The sequence below is a fragment of the Pseudomonas capeferrum genome, from assembly GCF_000731675.1.
Classification (GTDB): Bacteria; Pseudomonadota; Gammaproteobacteria; order Pseudomonadales; family Pseudomonadaceae; genus Aquipseudomonas; species Aquipseudomonas capeferrum.
Genome location: NZ_JMIT01000005.1, coordinates 122,508 through 136,685, shown reverse-complemented (window position 1 = coordinate 136,685; position 14,178 = coordinate 122,508). Strand labels below are relative to the sequence as shown.

Annotated in this window: 12 protein-coding genes; 5 read left to right on the top strand and 7 right to left on the bottom strand. The window is 63.2% G+C overall.

Annotated elements, in window-relative coordinates:
- Positions 1–141: 141 nt before the first annotated feature.
- Positions 142–717 carry a DUF2780 domain-containing protein gene (locus PC358_RS24720; protein WP_033703132.1) on the top strand — a complete coding sequence of 192 codons (576 nt, stop codon included), beginning with the start codon at positions 142–144 and terminating at the stop codon, positions 715–717.
- Positions 718–755: 38 nt separating this feature from the next.
- Here PC358_RS24720 and PC358_RS28505 read toward each other — a convergent pair whose 3' ends face one another.
- From PC358_RS28505 to PC358_RS24710, 3 genes are all read right to left on the bottom strand, one after another.
- Positions 756–1,499 (bottom strand): RHS repeat-associated core domain-containing protein, encoded by a 744-nt coding sequence (locus tag PC358_RS28505; RefSeq protein WP_077068767.1) that lies wholly within the window; start codon positions 1,497–1,499, stop codon positions 756–758.
- A gap of 65 nt (positions 1,500–1,564) precedes the next feature.
- Positions 1,565–2,935 (bottom strand): APC family permease, encoded by a 1,371-nt coding sequence (locus tag PC358_RS24715; RefSeq protein WP_033703130.1) that lies wholly within the window; start codon positions 2,933–2,935, stop codon positions 1,565–1,567.
- 213 nt (positions 2,936–3,148) lie between these two features.
- Positions 3,149–4,039: an acyltransferase gene (locus PC358_RS24710; protein WP_033703129.1), complete on the bottom strand. Its 891-nt coding sequence runs from the start codon at positions 4,037–4,039 to the stop codon at positions 3,149–3,151.
- 182 nt (positions 4,040–4,221) lie between these two features.
- Between PC358_RS24710 and rloA2 the strand changes: the two genes are divergently transcribed.
- The 4 genes from rloA2 (at position 4,222) to creD (ending at position 8,442) form a co-directional block, all read left to right on the top strand.
- On the top strand, positions 4,222–4,722 hold the full coding sequence (rloA2, locus tag PC358_RS24705; protein ID WP_033703128.1) for a retropepsin-like aspartic peptidase RloA2: 501 nt from the start codon (positions 4,222–4,224) through the stop codon (positions 4,720–4,722).
- A 177-nt stretch (positions 4,723–4,899) separates the two neighbouring features.
- A complete protein-coding gene (creB, locus tag PC358_RS24700; RefSeq protein ID WP_033703127.1) occupies positions 4,900–5,580 on the top strand; it encodes a two-component system response regulator CreB in 681 nt (226 codons plus the stop codon).
- A complete protein-coding gene (gene creC, locus PC358_RS24695) occupies positions 5,580–7,013 on the top strand; it encodes a two-component system sensor histidine kinase CreC (protein ID WP_033703126.1) in 1,434 nt (477 codons plus the stop codon). Before creB ends, creC begins: the two co-directional genes overlap by 1 nt.
- Positions 7,014–7,113: 100 nt before the next feature.
- Positions 7,114–8,442 (top strand): cell envelope integrity protein CreD, encoded by a 1,329-nt coding sequence (gene creD, locus PC358_RS24690; RefSeq protein ID WP_033703125.1) that lies wholly within the window; start codon positions 7,114–7,116, stop codon positions 8,440–8,442.
- A gap of 187 nt (positions 8,443–8,629) precedes the next feature.
- On the opposite strand, the gene PC358_RS24685 is transcribed toward creD, so the two are convergent.
- The 4 genes from PC358_RS24685 to aceF all read right to left on the bottom strand — a co-directional run.
- Positions 8,630–9,253: a glutathione S-transferase gene (locus PC358_RS24685; RefSeq protein WP_033703124.1), complete on the bottom strand. Its 624-nt coding sequence runs from the start codon at positions 9,251–9,253 to the stop codon at positions 8,630–8,632.
- Positions 9,254–9,256: 3 nt separating this feature from the next.
- The gene (gene msrA, locus PC358_RS24680; protein WP_033703123.1) at positions 9,257–9,925 is read right to left on the bottom strand and encodes a peptide-methionine (S)-S-oxide reductase MsrA; all 669 of its coding nucleotides are present in this window, start codon (positions 9,923–9,925) and stop codon (positions 9,257–9,259) included.
- Positions 9,926–10,027: 102 nt separating this feature from the next.
- A complete protein-coding gene (locus PC358_RS24675) occupies positions 10,028–12,718 on the bottom strand; it encodes a sensor domain-containing protein (protein WP_033703122.1) in 2,691 nt (896 codons plus the stop codon).
- A 314-nt stretch (positions 12,719–13,032) separates the two neighbouring features.
- Positions 13,033–14,178 (bottom strand): dihydrolipoyllysine-residue acetyltransferase (gene aceF, locus PC358_RS24670; protein WP_033703121.1); only part of this gene is annotated, 1,146 nt, incomplete at its 5' end.

Below are 14,178 nucleotides of genomic sequence, written 5' to 3'. Positions count from 1 at the left end.
TGTTAGCGGGGGCCGCTGTGCGGCCCTTCGCGGGGCAAGCCCGCTCCCACAGGATCCCGATCTGCGGCCTGGAACAAACCTTCAATCTCTCAGTCGAATGCCTCGTTTCCCAGGCCATTCCGGCCTACGAGGTCCCTCCCGATGAAAGCTCTCACCCTGGCAACCCTGATGACCCTGGCCGCAAGCCCGGTGTTCGCCTTCAACCTCAGCGACGCCGCCAACGCCGTGTCGGCCATGCAGAACCAGAAACAGCAGGGCCAGGTGCAGGCGCCCGAGGCGCAGGCCAATTTGCTCAACACTTTGGGCAGCGAACTGAACATCACCCCGGAGCAGGCCGTGGGCGGGGCAGGGGCGATGCTGGGGCTGGCGCGCAATAACCTGAGCGCTGACGATTACGGCCAATTGACCAAAGCGGTGCCTGGGCTGGACCTGCTGTCGGGCGCCAATGCGCTGGGCGGGTTGAGTGGGCTGGGTGAAATGCTGGGCAAGAACAGCGAAAGCCACTCGGCGCTGAGCAATGCGCTGGGTAACAACGTCGAGAACCGCGGCGACCTGGACAGTGCGTTCAAGGCGCTTGGGATGGACACCGGCATGATCGGGCAGTTTGCGCCGCTGATTCTGCAATACCTGGGGCAGCAGGGGATTGCCGGGTCGTTGCTGCAGAATTTGGGTAGCCTGTGGACTAACCCTACCCCCTTGGCCCAGCCGTCGGTGTGAACAGAAGGCGCTGAATGGTCCTCATGTAGCCTACCCTTTTAGCGTCTGATAGACCGGAGCTGTGAGGCCGTATTGTACAGCCGATGGTTTATTGCGACTCGGCCCAAATCCACGGAGTTGATAACAGCCTCAACGGCTACGAGCGTTTCACCGAATTCAGCGTAATCATTACCACGCGGACCGGCGGCCTGTGCTTCATCAGCAACCATCGCCTGCTGTGTAAGCTTTAGTCGAAGTTCTTTGGCCTCAGCTTCTCTCAGTGGCGTTGTCGTATCATGATGTCCCAAGTTGAGATTCAATGTGCGCTGATTTTCCTTAGGGGTTTTGCTGTAGGGGGGGATTGTCTCATCTTGTTGAAGCTTTTTTGCTGTAGCCCAGGTGTAATCAGGCGGCCTTCTTTCAGCCAAACCTGGCGCGGGTCGTCTTTGGCCAGCCGTGATCTTTGCGGTTAGCGCAGTAGGCTTTCGAGATGTGACGGAGTGTATGCCCGGAAACCGGTATGTCGTCGGTGCCAGCCCTGTAGGGTCTACAAGATTCGCTGGGTCCCCTGCGCAGTAGGCATAGGCATTCAGACCACCGTTATCAAAGGGACTAAGCACGTCCGGTGAGTAGAACCGCATCAACCTGGGAGAAAATGCACGGTGGCCCTTGCCCAAAGGGTAATGGTGAGTAAGAGGGTCGAGGTACTCGCCGTTGAAGCCCAGCAGCACCTCCGGGAGATCGCAGTTCGTCCATCCATAAACGGTGTAGGCGCGGGTATTCGATGAGGTATTCATGCTCATGGCCTTTAGCACTCCTGAGGTGCTAAAAGCCTGCAGTCGTGTCGGCGATCGAGCAACTGGCAGAATTACCAGGTCATTCTTTCTGATTCCCCTGCTTCTGAAAAATCCACCAAGCGCACCGGGCGGCGGAAGCCAGCCGTCAGCACCGCCAGATACGCCAGCCCTAACGCAAACCAGCACAGCCCAATCACCAACGTCAGCGCCGACAAGCTGGTCCACAGCCACAGGGTCAAGCTCAACCCCACCAACGGCACCGCGCCATAGCACAGCAAGCCTTTGAGGTTACGCTGCGCGCTGTCGTTCATCAGGTGCGTCTTCACCACTGCCAGGTTCACCGCCGAAAACGCCACCAGCGCGCCAAAGCTGATCAACGAGGCGAGGGTGGCCAGGTCGATCACCAGCGCCAGCAACGAGAACGCCGACACCAGCAGGATGGCGAACACTGGCGTGCCGAAGCGTGGCGACAGATACCCGAATGTGCGCTGTGGCAGCACTTTGTCACGTCCCATGGTGAACAGGATGCGCGACACCGCCGCCTGCGAGGCCAGCGCCGAACCCAGGCTGCCGGCAACGAACGCAGCCGTGAAGAAGTTGGCCAGGAACTGCCCGCCCGCCTTGAACATCACCTCGTTCGCCGCCGCATCGGCATTGACGAAGGTGCTGCCCGGGAACACCAGCTGGCTGACGTAGGCCAGTACGGTGAACAGCACGCCGGCAAACAGCGTGGTCAGGATGATCGCCCGTGGCACGTCGCGGCGGGCGTCGCGGCATTCTTCGGCCAGGGTCGAGACAGCATCGAAACCGAGGAACGACAGGCACAGTACCGCAGCACCGGCCATCAACGGGCCAAAACCAGGCTGGGTGCCGTCACCCATCAGCGGTGACAGCAAGTCCACCGGCTGGCCGGCCAGGGTCTGGCAAGACAGCCCCACGAACACCCCGATGAATACGATCTGCGCGCCGACGATGAGGTTGCTGGCCTTGGCCACCGAGTGGATACCGATCACGTTGAGCACGGTCACCAGCGCGACCGAGGCAAGGATCAGGGACCAGGCTGGGATGGCGGGGAAGGCGATGTTGAGGAACAGGCCGATGAGCAGGTAGTTGATCATCGGGATGAACAGGTAATCGAGAAGCAGCGACCAGCCGGCGAGAAAGCCCACGTTAGGGCCAAAGGCCATGTTGGTGTAGGAGTACGCCGAACCCGCGACCGGGAAGCGCTTGACCATGTAGCTGTAAGACGTGGCGGTAAACGACATGGCCAGCAACGTGACCAGGTAGGCGCCAGCGGTGCGGCCACCGGTGAGCTCGGTGACGATGCCGTAGGTGGTGAAGATGGTCAGCGGGACCATGTAGACAAGGCCGAAAAACACCAGGGCGGGCAGGCCGAGGACACGGCGGAGCTGGGCGGGGGCGGAGCTAGGTTGGTTGGCCATTGATCGATCCAGGCATTTTTTGTAATTGTGCTTTGATCGATTTTTATCCACTTATGGGGATGATGACAAAGAAGTAATCCTTATGCTGATTATTAGCCAGGCTTTTAATCGAGTTTATCTGGGGGGGCGTCTTCGCGGGGCAAGCCCGCTCCCACAGGCCGACCACTGACCGTGGGAGCGGGCTTGCCCCGCGAAGAGGCCGGCCCAGGCTTACTACTTAGCCAATTCCCCACGCAACTGCTCGATCCGCTGATCCTTCTCCAGCCACAGCTGGTTCACCCATGCCTGCACGGTCTGCCGGAAGGCCGGGTCATTTTCATAATCCCCATCCCACAATGCCGGGTCCAGCTCACGCACTCGAATGTCGATAATCACCCGGCTAATGCTGCCATTGAGCAAGTCCCAGAAGCCGGGCGCCTTGTTGCCGGGGTAAACGATGGTCACGTCCAGCAGCGCGTCCAGCTGCTCGCCCAGCGCCGCCAGCACAAAAGCCACGCCCCCGGCCTTGGGCTTTAGCAGGTGACGGTAAGGCGATTGCTGCTCTTGGCGCTTGGCCTCGGTGAAGCGTGTGCCTTCGAGGTAGTTGACCACGGTCACCGGCTGGCGCTTGAACAGCTCGCAGGCGGCTTTGGTGATTTCCAGGTCCTTGCCCTTGAGCTCGGGGTGCTTGTCCAGAAACGCCTTGCTGTAGCGCTTCATGAACGGGTAATCCAGCCCCCACCAGGCCAGGCCCAGCAGCGGTACCCAGATCAGCTCCTTCTTGAGGAAGAACTTGAAGAACGGCGTGCGGCGGTTGAGGCTTTCGATCAGCGCGGGGATGTCGACCCAGCTCTGGTGGTTACTCACGGCCAGGTACGAGGTGTCCTTGCGCAGGCGCTCGACGCCGCGGATGTCCCACTGGGTGGGGATGCACAGGGCAAAGATCGCTTTGTCGATCTCCGACCAGGTTTCGGCCACCCACATCACCGCGGCGGATGCGTAGTCGCGGCCACGGCCCGGCAGCACCAGCTTGAGCAGGGCAAACACCAGCAGCGGGCAGATCAACACCACGGTGTTGAGCAGCAACAGAAGGGTTGTGAGAATGCCGGTCAGCAGGCGACGCATAAAGAAACTCTTGTTGTGAGATAAACGCGGTCGGCAATGATAAGCAGCGATGCGCCCCACGCCAAATTTCCAGTGCCCGTCGGCGGGTACAAATGTTTCACATTGTGTTGATTACCCTGTAACGACGAACCTATTCAACGTGTGCAGTCTAAGCACTGTCTGCAATCAAGGAAGCGTAACCCGTGAAATCACTGCTTGCCCTGTTGTCGCTGTTTGCCTTGCCGGTCATGGCCGCTGAGCCGACGATTTATGGCCGTTACGAAAACATTGCCCTGCCGGAAATCGGCGAAACGCTGAAGGCCAAGATGGACACTGGCGCCTTCACTGCATCGCTGTCGGCCAAGGACATCGAGCTGTTCACCCGCGATGGCGATGAGTGGGTGCGCTTCCGTCTGGCGACCAAGGAGTCCGACGGCAAGGTCTACGAGCACAAGGTCTCGCGCATCAGCAAGATCAAGGGCCGTGCCGACGAAGAGGAAGAAGGCGATCCGCCGGAAATCTCCAAGCGCCCGGTGGTGGACCTGGAGTTGTGCCTGGGTGATGAGAAGCGCACCGTTGAGGTGAACCTGGTAGACCGCAGCAGCTTCAACTACCCGCTGTTGATCGGGTCAAAGGCGTTGCGTGAGTTCAAGGCGGCGGTCAACCCGGCCAAGAAGTTTACCGCTGGCAAACCGGACTGCTGACCTGGAACCTGACTGGCCCATCGTAGGAGCGGCCTTGCGTCGCGATAGGGCTGCGTAGCGGCCCCGGCGATTTATGCCACTACAGAAAACCTGGGGCCGCTACGCACCCCTATCGCGACGCAAGGCCGCTCCTACACAATAGTGCGTCGCCATCGACATTTGCACAGGCCGCGCACCATGCCCCATATCCTCATCGTCGAAGACGAAGCCGCCATCGCCGACACGCTGGTCTACGCCCTGCAGGCCGATGGCCACAGCACCGAATGGGTGACCCTGGGCAGCGCGGCCCTCGATAAGCAACGCCAGCGCCCGGCCGACCTGATCATCCTCGACATCGGCCTGCCCGATATCAGTGGCTTCGAAACCTGCCGCCAGCTACGCCGCTTCAGCGAAGTGCCGGTGATGTTCCTCAGCGCCCGCGACGGTGAAATCGACCGAGTCGTAGGCCTGGAGATCGGTGCCGACGATTATGTGGTCAAACCCTTCAGCCCGCGCGAGGTGGCCGCGCGCGTGCGGGCGATCCTCAAGCGCATGGCGCCAAGGGCTGAGCCTGCTGCTGCGGCAACGCTGTTCCAGCTCGACACCCTGCGCATGCAGATCAGCTACCGCAACCAGCCGCTGGCCCTGACCCGCCATGAGTTCCGACTGCTGCAATGCCTGCTGGAGCAGCCCCAGCGGGTATTCAGCCGCGAGCAATTGCTCGATGCCCTGGGGGTGGCCTCCGACGTGGGCTACGAGCGCACCATCGACAGCCATATCAAGAGCCTGCGCGCCAAGTTGCGCCTGGTGGCCAGCGCGGCAGAGCCGATCCAGACCCACCGCGGCCTGGGCTACAGCTACAGCCCGGATCACGCCTGATGCGCCTGGGCATCCGGATCTTCCTGGTGTACTTCCTGTTCGTCGGGCTGGCGGGCTACTTTCTGCTCAACACAGTGCGCGAGCAGATCCGCCCGGTGGTGCGCCAGTCGTCCGAGGAAACCCTGGTAGACACCGCCAACCTGCTGGCGGAGATCCTGCACGATGACGTCAAGGCCGGCACCCTCGGCCAGAGCCGCCTGCCCGAAGTGCTCAAGGCCTACGGCTCGCGTAGCCCGGGCGCGCAGATCTGGGGGTTGGCGAAGAACCAGGTCAGCCACCGCATCTACGTGACCGACGCCAAAGGCATCGTCCTGCTCGACTCCAGCGGTGAAGGCCTGGGCAAGGACTATTCGAAGTGGAACGATGTCTACCTCACCCTGCGCGGCGAATACGGTGCCCGCTCCACGCGCAGCGTCGCTGATGACGAAAGCACCTCGGTGATGCACGTGGCCGCGCCGATCATCGATGACGGCCGGATCATCGGCGTGGTGACCGTGGCCAAGCCCAACAGCTCGCTGCAACCCTACATCGACCGCTCCGAGCAGCGCTTGCTGACGTTGGGCCTGGGCTTGATCGGCCTGGGCCTGTTGATCGGTGCCGCGCTGTCGTGGTGGCTGGCGCGCTCGCTGCGCAGGCTGGCCCGCTACGCCCAGGCCGTCAGCGAAGGCGAACGCGCGGCGCTGCCGCACTACAAGGGCGGTGAGCTGGCGCACCTGGCCAATGCGGTGGAGCGCATGCGTACGCAACTGGAAGGCAAAGCGTACGTCGAGCGCTACGTGCATACCCTGACCCACGAACTGAAAAGCCCGCTGGCGGCCATTCGCGGTGCTTCCGAGTTGCTGCAGGGCGAGATGCCGGCCGAACAGCGGGCGCGCTTTGTGGGCAACATCGAACGGGAGAGCGAGCGCTTGCAACAGATGATCGAGCGCCTGCTCAACCTGGCGCGGGTCGAGCAGATGCAGGCGCTGGAAGACGAACAGCAGGTGGCGCTGGCATCGCTGGTCGACGAACTGCTGCTGGCCCATGCGGCACGTATCGAAGGGGCTGGCTTGCAGGTGCGACAGCGGGTGCCGGTGGGGCTGCGGTTGTTGTGCGATCCGTTTCTGATGCGCCAGGCGCTGGCCAACCTGCTCGATAACGCGCTGGACTTTACCCCGGCGGGCGGGGCGCTGTTGTTCGAGCTGGAGCGCGAGGGCGGGCGCGTGGCATTGAGCCTGTTCAACCAGGGGCAGGCTATCCCGGCGTATGCCATCGGGCGGGTCAGCGAGCGGTTCTACTCACTGCCACGGCCGGGCAGCGGGCGCAAGAGTACCGGGCTGGGGCTGAATTTTGTGGCTGAGGTGATGCAGTTGCATGGCGGCACGTTGGCGGTGGATAACGTTGACGGCGGGGTGCGGGTGCGGTTGTGGCTGCCGATGCGGCGTATCAGCTGAGGTTGCTGGGGCTACGCGCAAAAACACGCAATCTCCATAGAGTCTCCCCAAAGCCTCCATGCAAGGCGCAGACACTGCGCCCACTGCCATAGGAGGCCCCATGAACAAGACCTTGAGTTTCAAGCTCGGCATGATTGCCCTGCTGATGTTGCTGTTGCTGATCCCCCTGCTGCTGATCAACGGCCTTATCGACGAGCGCCAGAGCCTGCGTGACAGTGTGGTGCGGGACATCGCCCAGAGCGCCAGTTTCGACCAGCAGCTCAGCGGCCCGCTGCTGGTGGTGCCCTATCGCAAGTACCAACGGCGCTGGATCGACAAGGACGGCGAGCGTACCCAGGAGACCAGCACCGTCGCCGGCCACCTGTACTTCCTCCCGGAAACCTTCGACGCTGACCTGGGTGTCGAGACCGAGCTGCGCGCACGCGGTATCTACCAGGCGCGGCTGTTTCACGCCAAGGGCCGTATCAGTGGCCGCTTCAAACTGCCCGAGCGGTGGGGCATCGACAAGGACTTTGACGACTACCAGTTCGACAAACCCTTCCTGGTGGTGGGCATCAGCGACATCCGCGGCATCGAGAACGGCCTGGAGCTGACCTTCGACGAGCGCAAATTGCCGTTCGAAGCCGGCACCGGGCTCAGCTGGATGCGCGCGGGCGTGCATGCCAGTCTGCCAGGGCTGGATGGCCTGCAGGCGCGCGAGTTCAGCTATGGCTTCGACCTGGCGTTGCAGGGCACTGGCCAGCTGCAGGTATTGCCGGTGGGCCGCACCAGCAGTGTCGACCTGCGCGCCAACTGGCCGCACCCAAGCTTCATCGGCAGCTACCTGCCCAGCCGTCGCGACATCGATGCCCAGGGCTTCAGTGCCCATTGGCAGACGTCGTTCTTCGCCACCAACCTCGAAGACGCCCTGCGCCAGTGCGCCAGCGTGGGGGAGTGCACGGACTTCAGCGAGCGGACCTTCGGCGTGAGCTTCGTCGACCCAGTGGACCAGTACCTGAAGAGCGAGCGGGCGATCAAATATGCGCTGTTGTTCATCGCGCTGACCTTTGCCGGCTTCTTCCTGTTCGAGGTGTTGAAAAACCTCAGCGTGCACCCGGTGCAGTACATCCTGGTGGGAGTGGCGCTGGCGTTCTTCTACCTGCTGTTGCTGTCGTTGTCCGAGCACATTGGCTTCGGCCCGGCGTATGGGCTGTCGGCTTCGGCCTGTGTGTTGCTGATTGGCTTCTACCTGAGCCACGTGTTGCACAGCCTCGGGCGTGGGGTGGGGTTTGCAGCAGGGTTGGCAGCGCTGTACGCGATGCTTTATGGGCTGCTCAGCGCCGAGGACTATGCGCTGCTGATGGGCTCGCTACTGTGCTTTGGCTTGCTGGGCGTGTTCATGGTGCTGACCCGGCGGCTGGACTGGGCACGGGTGGGGAGGGCGGCATGAGGGAGGATAGAGAAATCGGGCGTTGGTTGGCCCGCAGGGTCGGGCAGTTGTTTCCTGTGATACCCAAGTAAGGCTTGGGGCTGCTTTGCAGCCCATTCGCGGGGCAAGCCCGCTCCCACAGGACCCCCACAGTATTCAAGGTCTGTGAAGGACCTGTGGGAGCGGGCTTGCCCCGCGAATGGCCCTGTCAGGCTGTCGGTGCTGTGGCGACCATCGAAGGCCGCTTGGCCACCTCGGCATACCACGCCGCCAACCCAGGCTGGCGCTCACGCCAGCCAAAATCAGGCTGGCGCAAATCCAGGTATCCCAGTGCGCACGCCACACCGATTGCCGCCAGATCAAAGCCCGAGATCAGCTCCGCGAGGTGCTCCTGCTCCAGGTTGGCCAGGCTGCGGCGGATCTTCTCGCCCTGCGCTTCAAGCCAGCCGTCCCAGCGCTTGCCTTCAGGCCGTAGGAAGCTCTCATAGCGCGACGACACCGCCGCATCCATGATCGCATCGGCCTGCGACACCAGCGTCATGCGCCGCCAGCGCGCCGAGCCTTCACGCGGCAGCAACGGCATGCCCACATGCTGCAGGTCCAGGTACTCGCAGATCACCCGGCTGTCGTGCAGCACCGTGCCGTCGTCCAGGCGCAGGGCCGGGATCTTGCCGATCGGGTTGCCCTGGTTGAGTTGCACGTCGCCGCTCACCGGGCTGATGTTCACCGGTTGCAGGGTGACGCGGTCAAGCTGGCCGGTCTCGTGCAGCACCACCATGACCTTGCGCACGAAGGGCGACAGCGGCGAGTGGAACAGCGTCATCGTGGCCATGGTTCAGTTGCCTTGCAGGCTGGGCGGCAGGCACACGCCGGTACCGCCGATACCGCAGTAGCCGCCCGGGTTCTTGGCCAGGTACTGCTGGTGGTAGGCCTCGGCGAAGTACACGGTTGGCGCTTGGTCGATCTCGGTGGTGATCTCGCCGAAACCGGCCTTGTTCAGCTCGGCCTGGAAGGCGTTGCGGCTGGCCTTGGCTTCGTCGAGCTGCTGCGGCGAGGTGCAGTAGATGGCCGAGCGGTACTGGGTGCCGACATCGTTGCCCTGACGCATGCCCTGTGTCGGGTTGTGCAGTTCCCAGAACATCGCCAGCAACTCGCGGTAGCTGAGCTTGTTCTTGTCGAACACCACCAGCACCACTTCGGTGTGGCCGGTCAGGCCCGAGCAGACCTCTTCGTAGGTGGGGTTGGGGGTGAAGCCGCCGGCATAGCCGACCACGGTGCTGACCACGCCTTCACGCTGCCAGAAGCGGCGCTCGGCGCCCCAGAAGCAGCCCAGGCCGAAGATGGCGAAGTCGATGTCACCTTCGAAGAACGGGCCGAGCAGGGGCGTGCCCTCGAACACATAGTGGAACTCGGGCAGGGACATTGGGGTTTCGCGGCCAGGCAGCGCCTGCTCCGCAGTTGGCATGACGTTTTTGTTCACCAGGATTTCCGAACGCAGGACCATGGCCGTTCCTCTTTTTTTTCAGATATCTGTTTGTCAGATAGATAAGTGTGGGCCGGGAAAGGGCCCGAATGGACTCTATAGTGCACGAGGTTGGCGCTGCTGTCAGGCCACCGGGCCGCGCGGATAGCGCTTGAGTTTCTCGGCCAGCTCACGCCCCGGAATCGGCCGATCGAACAGATAGCCCTGGCCCACATCGCAGCGGTGCCGGCGCAGAAACGCCAATTGCGCCGGGGTCTCAATGCCCTCGGCCACCACCTTGAGCTTGAGGTTATGGGCCATGGCCACCACCGCCGAGGTGATCTCCATGTCGTCCTGGTTGTCGGGGATTTCGTTGATGAAGCTGCGGTCGATCTTGATGATGTCGATCGGAAACTTCTTCAGGTAGCTCAACGACGAATAGCCCGTGCCGAAGTCGTCCATGGCCAAAGTCAGGCCCAGGGCCTTGAGCTCGTCGAGCTGGCGGTGGGTGTCTTCGGTCGCTTCCAGCAGCAGGCCTTCGGTCAGCTCCAGCTCCAGCAGGTGCGGGGGCAGGGCCTCCTCCTTGATGATCGAGCTGATCGACGCCACCAGGTCAGGGTCGGAAAACTGCTTGGGCGACAGGTTGATGGCCACGTGCAGGTTGCCCATGCCGGCCTCGCGCAGCTGTTGGCTCATGCGGCACGCCTGGCGCACCACCCACTTGCCGATGGGGATGATCAGGCCGGTTTCCTCGGCCACGCTGATGAACTGGTCCGGGCGGATCATGCCGCGCTCGGGGTGATTCCAGCGCAGCAGTGCCTCCAGCCCCAGCAGGCGGCCGCTGCGCAGGCACAGCTTGGGCTGGTAGAACACCTCCAGCTCGTTCTGAGTCAGGGCGCGGCGCAGGTTGTTCTCGACGAACAGCTTGTAACTGGCCTCGGCATTGAGCACTTCGGTAAACACCTGCACCTGGTGCTTGCCGTTGGCTTTGGCCTTGTGCAGGGCCAGGCCTGCGTTTTTCATCAGGCTCGCCGGGTCGATGCCATGCAATGGCGCGCAGGCCAGGCCCACCGAGGCGGTGACGTTGATCAGCTGGTTGTCGACGAACATCGGTTTGTCGAGGGTGCGCAGCAATTGCTGGGCGACGCCCTGGCCATCTTCCAGGTGGGTGTCGTCGAGCAGCACGGCAAACTCGTTGCTGGCAAAGCGCGCCAGGATGCCGCCGGCGCTGAGGCTGTTGCGCAACCGGCGGGCGAGGCTGACCAGCAGCTTGTCGCCGGTCTGGTGGCCGAGGCTGTCGTTGATGCGCTTGAAGTTGTCGATGTCCACCAGCAGCAGGCACATGGAATGCTCGTCGTTGCGGGCAAAGCGCTCGTCGAGGCTGCGGATGAAGGCCGGGCGGTTGCCCAGGTTGGTCAGGTTGTCGGTGTAGGCCAGGCGTTCGATGCGTTGCTGGGCCAGCTTGGTCTGGGTGACATCTTCGTAGATGCCGATGTAGTGGGTCAGCTCGCGGTTGTCGCCATACACCTTGGAAATCGACAGCTGGCCCCAGTAGGGCTCGAGGTTCTTACGCCGGCTCTTGAATTCGCCCTGCCAACTGTTGCCCATGGCCAGGCTCGACGGCGAATCGAACAGCAGCTCGCTGAGGTTTTCCAGGGCGGGCAGTTCGGCCAGTTGGCGGCCCTGGACTTCGTCGGTGCTGTATTGGGTGATCGCGGTGAAGCTTGGGTTGACGTACTCCACCACGCCATCGCGGTTGACCAGCAAAAAGGCGCTGGCGCTTTGCTCTACGGCGCGCTGGAACAGGTGCAGGGCACTGGCTGCCGTGCGCCGGTTGTGGTTGGTGATGACCTGGGCGAACTGGTCGGCCAGCTCACCGGCAAAGGCGATTTCGTCAGACTGCCAGGCCCGCGGCTGGCCGCTCTGCTCCAGGCACAACACGCCGATGACCTGGCCATCGACGCGCACGCTGGCATCGAGCATGGCTTTGTTGTCGGGGCGCAGGCTTTGCGTCAGGGCGCGGGTGCGCGGGTCGTGGCTAGCGTTGTGGGCGTCGATGGCGCGGCTGGCGTGCAGGGCGTCGAGGTAGTCGGGAAAGCGGCTGGCATCGATGGCTTCGGGCAGGCGGTGTTGCTGCTCGTGGCGATACCAGGCGCTGATCGGCTCCAGGCGCTGGTCTTCCAGGTGCCAGATGCTGGCGCTGTCGACCTTGTAGATTTCGCAGGCGCTCTGGGTGATCAGCTCGGCAGCTTCGAGCAGCGAGTTCCCGGCACTGTAGCGCTGGCGGGCCAGGCGCAGGATGAGGTCTTGCTGGCCACGCACCCGCTCCAGGTGTTCAAGCTGTTCTTGCTGGGCGCGCTGGTTGAGTTGCAGGGCCAGCTGCAGGCGGGTGTTGCGTGACTCCAGCTCGCTGGGGTCTGCGTCGTTGGCGTCGTCGGGCGGGTCGTCGAGCACGCTCAGGTAGCCGCGCAGCAGTTGGCGATTGTGCTGCCTGTAGGCCTCGCCGGCTTCCACCAGGCGCAGCGATGCACCAGGGCCATGCAAGGTGTAGCGCACCCGGTAATAGCCGCGCCGGGCCAGTTGCGACTGGATTTCATCGTGCAACCTGTAGCGGGCCTCGGGCTCCATCAGGCTGGCATAGGGCGCATCGACGAGGGCACAGAGTTCGCCGGCCTGCAGGCCGAACTGGCGCTCGCAGGCAGGGTCGAGGTAGAGCATTGCCCAGGTGGCTTCGTTGAGCCTTTCGAAACGCAGCATGCCGAGCCGCGAGGGCACGGGTAGCTGCGTGACGACCTCGGCCGCCACACGGCTGGCGGCATCGGGTTGGCTTTTCATCGAAGACTCGCTTGAAGAGGGTGACACGGCCTGGGCGGCGGCGTATCTGGCAAGGTTGCATCATGTCCCGAGGGCTGGCAAGCGGCCATGCGTGATGCTGTGTACGGGTTATCGGCTGTTTGGCCGGAAATGTTAGTTCGCCTTGAGAATTTTGGCGTCTGTGAGATCGAGCGCCGCCCGCGCGGCGCTCGATCTCACAGACGCCACAACCCTATCGGCGGACAAAAAAAAGCCCCGTCAAATGACGGGGTTGAGGTACGAGCGTGGCAGCTCGAAAAGGGTACTGCCCCTCTTGCGAGGGGCAGCTTGCCGCCTTACAGCAGCAGGGTGCGGATATCCGCCAGCACGTCGCCCAGGCGCTTGGTGAAGCGCGCGGCGGCAGCGCCGTTGATCACACGGTGATCGTAGGACAGCGACAGCGGCAGCATCAGCTTCGGCTGGAAGGCTTTGCCATCCCACACCGGCTGCATGGTTGCCTTGGACACACCGAGGATCGCCACCTCTGGCGCATTGACGATCGGCGTGAAGCCGGTGCCGCCAATGTGGCCGAGGCTGGAGATGGTGAAGCAGGCGCCTTGCATGTCGTCGGCCGACAGCTTTTTGGTGCGCGCCTTCTCGGCCAGTGCAGCGGCTTCGGCAGCCAGTTGCAGCAGGTTTTTCTGGTCGACGTTCTTGATCACAGGGACCAGCAGGCCGTCCGGGGTGTCCACGGCAAAGCCGATGTTCACGTACTTCTTGCGGATGATGGCCTTGCCGCTTGGTGCCAGCGAGCTGTTGAAGTCCGGCAGTTCCTTGAGCAGGAAGGCGCAGGCCTTGAGCAGCAGTGGCAGCACGGTCAGCTTGACGCCAGCCTTCTCGGCCACGGCCTTCTGCGCAACGCGGAAGGCTTCCAGCTCGGTGATGTCGGCAGAGTCGAACTGGGTGACGTGCGGCACGTTCAGCCAGCTGCGGTGCAGGTTGGCGGCACCGACCTGCATCAGGCGGGTCAGGGCCACTTCTTCCACTTCGCCGAACTTGCTGAAGTCCACGGCAGGGATCGGCGGGATGCCAGCGCCGCCAGTCGCGCCGGCAGCTGCCGGTGCTTCTTTGGCCTTCTGCATCATCGCCTTGACGTAAACCTGCACGTCTTCTTTCAGGATACGGCCGTGCGGGCCGGTCGCGGCAACCGCGCCCAGCTCGACACCGAACTCACGGGCCAGCTGGCGAACAGCGGGGCCTGCATGAACCTTGGCGTTGTTGCCGGCAGCCGGTGCGGTAGCGACCGGTGCAGGGGCAGCAGCGGGGGCAGCGGCAGCCGGTGCGGCGGCCGCTGCCGCCTCAGCCTTGGCCGGTGCAGCAGCGGCAGGCGCTGGCGCAGCAGCCGGGGCGGCGCCCGCGACTTCCAGTTTGATGATCAGGTCACCGGTGCCGACTTCGTCGTCCAGCTTGGCGATCACTTCCTTGACCACGCCAGCGGCGGG

Coding starts and splice junctions, on each gene's coding strand:
- PC358_RS24720 (WP_033703132.1), top strand. CDS start 142: ATGAAAGCTCTCACCCTGGCAACCCTGATGACCCTGGCCGCAAGCCCG.
- PC358_RS28505 (WP_077068767.1), bottom strand. CDS start 1,499: ATGAGCATGAATACCTCATCGAATACCCGCGCCTACACCGTTTATGGA.
- PC358_RS24715 (WP_033703130.1), bottom strand. CDS start 2,935: ATGGCCAACCAACCTAGCTCCGCCCCCGCCCAGCTCCGCCGTGTCCTC.
- PC358_RS24710 (WP_033703129.1), bottom strand. CDS start 4,039: ATGCGTCGCCTGCTGACCGGCATTCTCACAACCCTTCTGTTGCTGCTC.
- creB (WP_033703127.1), top strand. CDS start 4,900: ATGCCCCATATCCTCATCGTCGAAGACGAAGCCGCCATCGCCGACACG.
- creC (WP_033703126.1), top strand. CDS start 5,580: ATGCGCCTGGGCATCCGGATCTTCCTGGTGTACTTCCTGTTCGTCGGG.
- creD (WP_033703125.1), top strand. CDS start 7,114: ATGAACAAGACCTTGAGTTTCAAGCTCGGCATGATTGCCCTGCTGATG.
- PC358_RS24685 (WP_033703124.1), bottom strand. CDS start 9,253: ATGGCCACGATGACGCTGTTCCACTCGCCGCTGTCGCCCTTCGTGCGC.
- msrA (WP_033703123.1), bottom strand. CDS start 9,925: ATGGTCCTGCGTTCGGAAATCCTGGTGAACAAAAACGTCATGCCAACT.
- PC358_RS24675 (WP_033703122.1), bottom strand. CDS start 12,718: ATGAAAAGCCAACCCGATGCCGCCAGCCGTGTGGCGGCCGAGGTCGTC.